General features: G+C 61.1%; 6 protein-coding genes. All 6 read left to right on the top strand.

Features of this window, described 5'->3' with window-relative positions; genetic code table 11:
* Positions 1-19: 19 nt before the first annotated feature.
* The 6 genes from AC1RPZ_RS27025 to AC1RPZ_RS27050 all read left to right on the top strand — a co-directional run bounded on the left by AC1RPZ_RS27025 (position 20) and on the right by AC1RPZ_RS27050 (position 6,561).
* Positions 20-1,261: an SfnB family sulfur acquisition oxidoreductase gene (locus tag AC1RPZ_RS27025; RefSeq protein WP_493140921.1), complete on the top strand. Its 1,242-nt coding sequence runs from the start codon at positions 20-22 to the stop codon at positions 1,259-1,261.
* Between the two features lie 39 nt (positions 1,262-1,300).
* Complete coding sequence (locus tag AC1RPZ_RS27030; RefSeq protein WP_493140923.1) at positions 1,301-2,494, top strand: SfnB family sulfur acquisition oxidoreductase; 1,194 nt, start codon at positions 1,301-1,303, stop codon at positions 2,492-2,494.
* A complete protein-coding gene (locus AC1RPZ_RS27035) occupies positions 2,494-3,861 on the top strand; it encodes an LLM class flavin-dependent oxidoreductase (RefSeq protein WP_493140925.1) in 1,368 nt (455 codons plus the stop codon). Before AC1RPZ_RS27030 ends, AC1RPZ_RS27035 begins: the two co-directional genes overlap by 1 nt.
* A gap of 129 nt (positions 3,862-3,990) precedes the next feature.
* On the top strand, positions 3,991-4,800 hold the full coding sequence (locus tag AC1RPZ_RS27040; protein WP_493140927.1) for a MetQ/NlpA family ABC transporter substrate-binding protein: 810 nt from the start codon (positions 3,991-3,993) through the stop codon (positions 4,798-4,800).
* Between the two features lie 2 nt (positions 4,801-4,802).
* On the top strand, positions 4,803-5,927 hold the full coding sequence (locus AC1RPZ_RS27045; RefSeq protein ID WP_493140929.1) for a methionine ABC transporter ATP-binding protein: 1,125 nt from the start codon (positions 4,803-4,805) through the stop codon (positions 5,925-5,927).
* Entirely contained in the window at positions 5,917-6,561 is a 645-nt protein-coding gene (locus AC1RPZ_RS27050) for a methionine ABC transporter permease (RefSeq protein ID WP_493140931.1), read from the top strand. Before AC1RPZ_RS27045 ends, AC1RPZ_RS27050 begins: the two co-directional genes overlap by 11 nt.
* Positions 6,562-6,818: the final 257 nt, after the last annotated feature.

Below are 6,818 nucleotides of genomic sequence, written 5' to 3' on the forward strand. Positions count from 1 at the left end.
CAGCCAAGGAGCGGCGCTGATGTCTAATCTGGCAGATGCAAACGTTCAGAGTGATCTGGACATTCCCCCGCTGTTGTTGCCCGCGCAGGTTTTGCGCGACGACGCGCAAGCCCTCGAAGCGGCACACGAACTCGCTCAGGTCGCCCGCCTGCAAGCCGCGCGACGCGATCAACAGCGCAAGTTGCCCTGGGCAGAAATCGAACAATTCACTCGCAGTGGCCTGGGCAGTATTGCCATTGGCAAGGCGTTCGGCGGCCCCGACGTTTCATTCGTCACCCTTGCCGAAGTCTTCGCGATCATTTCCGCGGCTGACCCAGCGTTGGGGCAAATTCCGCAGAACCACTTCGGCATTCTCAACCTGCTCCAGCACACCGCCAGCGAGCGGCAGAAAAAGCAGCTGTTCCAGAGCGTGCTCGACGGCTGGCGGATCGGCAACGCTGGCCCGGAACGCGGTACGAAAAACACCCTGGAACTCAAAGCTCGAATCACCGCCGAGGGCGATGGTTACGTCATCAGTGGTCAGAAGTTCTACTCGACAGGCGCTCTGTTTGCTCACTGGGTCGCGGTCAAGGCAATCAATGACGACGGCAAGCAAGTCATCGCCTTCGTCCGCCGCGGCACCCCGGGGCTGCGCATCGTCGACGACTGGTCGGGTTTCGGCCAGCGCACCACGGCCAGCGGCACCGTGCTGCTGAACAACGTGCGCGTCGACGCCGACCTGGTAGTGGAGAACTGGCGGATCAACGACAGCCCGAATATTCAGGGCGCCGTGTCCCAGCTGATTCAAGCGGCCATCGACGCCGGCATTGCCCGTGGCGCCATCGACGACGCCATCCGCTTCGTTCGCGAACGCGCACGGCCGTGGATCGATGCCAAGGTCGAACGCGCCAGCGATGACCTCTACGTGATTGCCGACATCGGCAAACTGAAAATCGAACTGCACGCCGCTGAAGCGCTACTGCGCAAAGCCGGGAAAGTGCTCGATCAAGTCAATGCCGCGCCAGTCACCGCCGAGTCCGCCGCCCGCGCCTCGATTGCGGTCGCCGAAGCCAAGGTGCTGACCACCGAGATCTCGCTGCTGGCCAGCGAAAAACTCTTCGAACTGGCCGGCAGTCGCGCCACCCTCGCCGAGTTCAATCTCGACCGCCACTGGCGCAATGCGCGCGTACACACCCTGCACGATCCGGTGCGCTGGAAGTACCACGCCGTGGGCACCTATCACCTGAACGGCACCTTGCCTTCACGGCATTCCTGGATCTGAACGACCAGAACACTTTTGACCAGATCTCTGGAGAAACACATGACTCTTTTTCACCCCGTCGCGGTCATCACCAGCGATGAACAAGCCCTCGTCGTCGCCAGCGATCTGGCCGAAGACTTCAAACGCGACAGCGCCCTGCGCGACCGTGAACGACGCCTGCCCTACCCCGAACTGGAAGTCTTTTCACGCTCCGGCCTGTGGGGCATCAGCGTGCCCAAGGCATTCGGTGGTGCCGGGGTTTCCAACGTCACCCTGGCCAAAGTCATCGCGCTGATCGCCCAGGCTGACGGTTCGCTGGGGCAGATCCCGCAGAACCATTTTTATGCCCTCGAAGTGCTGCGCGTGAACGGTACGCCCGAGCAGCAAAAGCGCCTGTATGCCGAAGTCCTCGCCGGTCAGCGCTTCGGCAATGCGCTGGCCGAACTCGGCACCAAGACCGCTCATGACCGGGTCACCAGCTTGACGAGAGATGGCGACGGCTTTCGCATCAACGGCCGCAAGTTCTACTCCACCGGGGCGATCTACGCGCAACGGATTCCCACCACGGTGGTCGATGAACACGGCGTCCAGCAACTGGCCTTCGTCCCACGTGACAGCCAGGGCTTGACGGTCATCGATGACTGGAGCGGCTTCGGCCAGCGCACCACCGGCAGCGGTTCGGTGGTGTTCGAAAACGTCTACGTCTCGAAGGATGATGTGATCCCGTTTCAAAGTGCCTTTGAACGCCCGACCCCGGTCGGCCCGCTGGCGCAGATTCTCCACGCCGCCATCGACACCGGTATCGCTCGCGCCGCCTATGAAGACGCGCTGCATTTCGTGCGAACCAAAACCCGTCCGTGGATCGACTCCGGTAACGACAAAGCCACCGAAGACCCGCTGACGATCAAAAGCTTCGGCCACCTGAGCATTCGCCTGCACGCGACGGAAGCGCTGCTCGAACGCGCAGGAGAATTCCTCGACCGCGCCCAGGCCGAGACCAACGCCGAAACCATCGCAGCCGCCTCGATTGCCGTGGCCGAAGCACGCGCCATCAGCACCGAAATTTCACTGGCGGCCGGCAGCACACTGTTCGAACTGTCCGGCAGCCAGGCCACCCTGGCCGAGCACGGGCTGGATCGTCACTGGCGCAACGCCCGGGTGCATACCCTGCACGACCCGGTGCGCTGGAAGTACCACGCGATTGGCAACTACTACCTCAACGATGAAAACCCGCCACTGCGGGGGACGATTTGATGCCCTCGCCTCTAACAAAGAGAAAAAAGATCCTGCTCAATGCCTTCAACATGAACTGCATCGGGCACATAAACCACGGCCTGTGGACTCATCCACGGGACAACTCGACCCAGTACAAGACCATCGAATACTGGACCGAGCTCGCGCAGTTGCTGGAGCGCGGGCTGTTCGACGGGCTGTTCATCGCCGACATCGTCGGGGTTTACGACGTGTACCAGCACTCGGTCGATGTACCGCTCAAGGAGTCGATCCAGTTGCCGGTCAACGATCCTTTGCTGCTGGTTTCAGCCATGGCGGCGGTGACCAAAAGCCTCGGTTTTGGTCTGACCGCCAACCTCACTTATGAGGCGCCGTACCTGTTCGCCCGACGCCTGTCGACCCTCGATCACCTGAGCCGTGGCCGGGTCGGCTGGAATATCGTCACCGGCTACCTCGACAGCGCCGCCAAGGCCATGGGCCTGAGCGAACAGGTCGAACATGACCGGCGTTACGACCAGGCCGATGAGTACCTGCAAGTGCTGTACAAACTCTGGGAAGGCAGCTGGGAAAACGATGCAGTCATCAATGACCGCGAGCAGCGGGTCTACGCCCAACCGGGAAAAGTCCACAAGGTCGAGCACCACGGCGAGTTCTATCAGGTCGAGGGTTATCACCTCTGCGAACCCTCGCCGCAGCGCACGCCGGTGCTGTTTCAGGCCGGCAGTTCAGACCGTGGCCTGATGTTCGCCGGACAGCACGCCGAGTGCGTGTTCATCAGCGGCCAGAACAAGGCCTCGACCCAGGTCCAGGTGGACAAGGTCCGCGCCAGCGCCGCCGCTGCCGGGCGTAACCCCGAGGACATCAAGGTCTTCATGGGGCTGAACGTGATCGTCGGTGCCAGCGAAGAACTGGCCTGGGCCAAGCACGCCGAGTACCTGAGCTACGCCAGCGCCGAGGCCGGGGTGGCGCATTTTTCCGCGTCGACCGGGATCGACTTTTCCGAATACGAACTCGACGAGCCGATCCAGTACGTGAAAAGCAACGCTATCCAGTCCGCCACCAGAAACCTGCAAAACAACGACTGGACCCGGCGCAAATTGCTGGAGCAACACGCCTTGGGCGGCCGCTACATCACCGTGGTCGGCTCGCCCGAGCAAGTCGCCGATGAACTGGAATCCTGGATCGCTGAAACCGGCCTGGACGGCTTCAACCTGACCCGCATCGTCACCCCGGAAAGCTATGTCGATTTCATCGACCTGGTGATTCCCGAGTTGCAGCGGCGCGGGTCGTACAAGACCGCTTATGACGAAGGGACGTTGCGCGAAAAGCTGTTTCACGCAGAGGCGCATTTGCCCGAGAAACACACTGGGTCCGCGTTCCGACGCTAAAAGCATCGCGAGCAAGCTCGCTCCCACATGGGTTTTGTGAACACCGGAGATCCACTGTGGGAGCGAGCTTGCTCGCGATGAGGCCCGTCTAAACAACGCACCTTTCACGCACTGACTGGAATAACCATCATGACCAAAAAGCTCTTCAATCACCCAGTCAAAGCACTGGCCCTGGCCCTCGGCCTCTTCAGTTCGGTAACTTTCGCCACCGACGTGCCGCTGAAAATCGGCACCACCGCCGCCTTCGCCATCCCGCTGGAAGCGGCGGTCGAAGAAGCCGGCAAACAAGGCCTGAAGGTCGAGCTGGTGGAGTTCAGCGACTGGATCGCGCCGAACGTCAGCCTGGCTTCGGGCGACATCGATGTGAACTATTTCCAGCACATCCCGTTCCTCGAAAACGCCAAGGCCGCTGCCGGTTTTGATCTGGTGCCGTTCGCGCCGGGCATCATCAACAACGTTGGCCTGTACTCGAAGAAATACAAAAGCTTCGATGAGCTTCCCGAGGGCGCCAGCGTGGCCATCGCCAACGATCCGATCAACAGCGGTCGTGGGCTGCAACTGCTGGCCAAGGCCGGGTTGATCAGCCTCAAACCGGGGGTCGGTTACAAGGCCACCGAAGACGACATCGTCGCCAATCCGAAAAAACTGAAAATCCTTCAGGTCGAAGCGGTGCAATTGGTGCGCGCTTATGAGGACGCCGACCTGGTGCAGGGCTACCCGGCCTATATTCGTCTGGCCAAGACCTTCGATGCCGGCTCGGCGCTGCTGTTCGACGGCCTCGATCACAAGGAATACGTGATCCAGTTCGTGATCCAGCCGAAAAGCAAAACCGACCCGCGCCTGATCAAGTTCGTCGACATCTACCAGCATTCGCCGGTGGTTCGCGCAGCCCTGGATAAAGCCCACGGCAAGCTCTACCAAGCGGGCTGGGAAGGCTGACCATGAATGCCGCCAACGCCCGACTTCGACTGGACATTCCACCAAAGTACAACGCCGAACAGACCGAACTGCACCCGGAGCTCACTCGCGCCCACGTGCGTTTCATCGGCCTCGGCAAAACCTACAACGGCCAACAAGGCCCGGTCGCGGCACTGCACGGCATCGACCTGGCCATCCAGCGCGGTGAAGTGTTCGGCATCATCGGCCGCAGCGGTGCCGGCAAGTCCTCACTGATCCGCACCATCAACCGCCTCGAACAACCGAGCACCGGTCGGGTGCTGATCGATCAGGTGGATATCGGTGAGTTCGATGAGGACCGTCTGGTGGCGCTGCGTCGGCGGATCGGCATGATCTTTCAGCACTTCAACCTGATGTCGGCCAAAACCGTGTGGCAGAACGTCGAACTGCCGCTTAAGGTCGCCGGCGTACCGAAAGCCGAGCGTGAAAAAAAGGTGCGTGAACTGCTGGAACTGGTCGGCCTGCAAGGCAAACACCAGGCCTACCCGGCGCAGCTCTCGGGTGGGCAAAAACAGCGCGTCGGCATCGCCCGGGCGCTGGTGCACGACCCGGCGATTCTGCTCTGTGACGAAGCCACCTCGGCCCTCGACCCGGAGACCACGCAGTCGATCCTCGGCCTGCTGCGCGAGATCAATCAACGCCTCGGGCTGACGATCATTCTGATCACCCACGAAATGGCGGTGATCCGTGATATCTGCGATCGGGTAGTGGTGCTCGAACATGGACGAATTGTTGAGCAAGGGCCGGTCTGGGAAGTGTTTGGCAGTCCGCAGCACGAGGTCAGCAAAACCCTGCTGGCGCCTCTGCAACATGGCTTGCCGGAAGAACTGCAAAGCCGTTTGCAGGCCCAGCCGCACTCGCCGAAGTCCGCGGTGGTGCTGCGTTTGCAGTTCACCGGCAGCAGTAATGATGAGCCGGATCTGGCGGCACTGTTCAGTGCACTCGGTGGTCGGGTGCGCTTGCTGCAAGGTGGCGTCGAACGGATTCAGGGGCATGCCGTTGGGCAATTGTTGTTGGCGGTGAGCGGTTCGTCCTTGGGCGCAGAAGAATTACGCCAGCGCGCCAGTCACTGGGCGCAACACGCAGAGGTGCTGGGTTATGTGGTTTGATCGATTGCTGCAGGGCGTTATCGACACCTTTCTGATGGTCGGCGTGTCGTCGCTGATCGCACTGCTGGCGGGCATTCCGCTGGCGGTGATTCTGGTCACCAGCTCCAAAGGAGGGATCTACGAAGCACCGGCGCTGAACCGTGCGCTGGGGGCCTTCGTCAACCTGTTCCGCTCGATCCCGTTTCTGATTCTGATGGTCGCGCTGATCCCGTTCACCCGCTTGATCGTCGGCACCACCTACGGCGTCTGGGCCGCCGTGGTGCCGCTGACCATCGCCGCCACGCCATTCTTTGCCCGTATCGCCGAGGTCAGCCTGCGCGAGGTCGACCACGGATTGATCGAAGCTGCGCAGGCTATGGGCTGCAGGCGCTGGCACATTGTTTGGCACGTGCTGTTGCCTGAGGCGTTGCCGGGGATTGTCGGTGGTTTCACCATCACGCTGGTTACGATGATCAACTCGTCGGCCATGGCTGGGGCGATTGGTGCCGGTGGCTTGGGGGACATTGCGTACCGGTATGGGTATCAGCGGTTTGACAGCCAGATCATGCTGACGGTGATTGTGTTGCTGGTGATTCTGGTGGCGGTGATTCAGTTGGGTGGGGATCGGTTGGCAAGGGGGTTGAATAGGCGCTGACTACCGTTGAATGTAGGGCGGGCTTGCCCGCTTCCATTTGCACCGTCAAGGAAACAGAGTTGTCGATTCAGAGATGACTACCGCCCCCTCAACGCCCACCAAAACAGGATCGAAATATCGAAGACCGCGTGGTTCTTGCCGGAGGGGTTGGCTTTCCCACTCCGGCGACACTCGCGGTGGGGGGACTGTCAGATTTTTTGTGTGCGGGCCGGTAACGGCCTGCCGTTAGGCAGGCCTTTATTTCACCAGGTCGGCCT

The organism is Pseudomonas sp. GW822-FHT02D10, assembly GCF_058802345.1.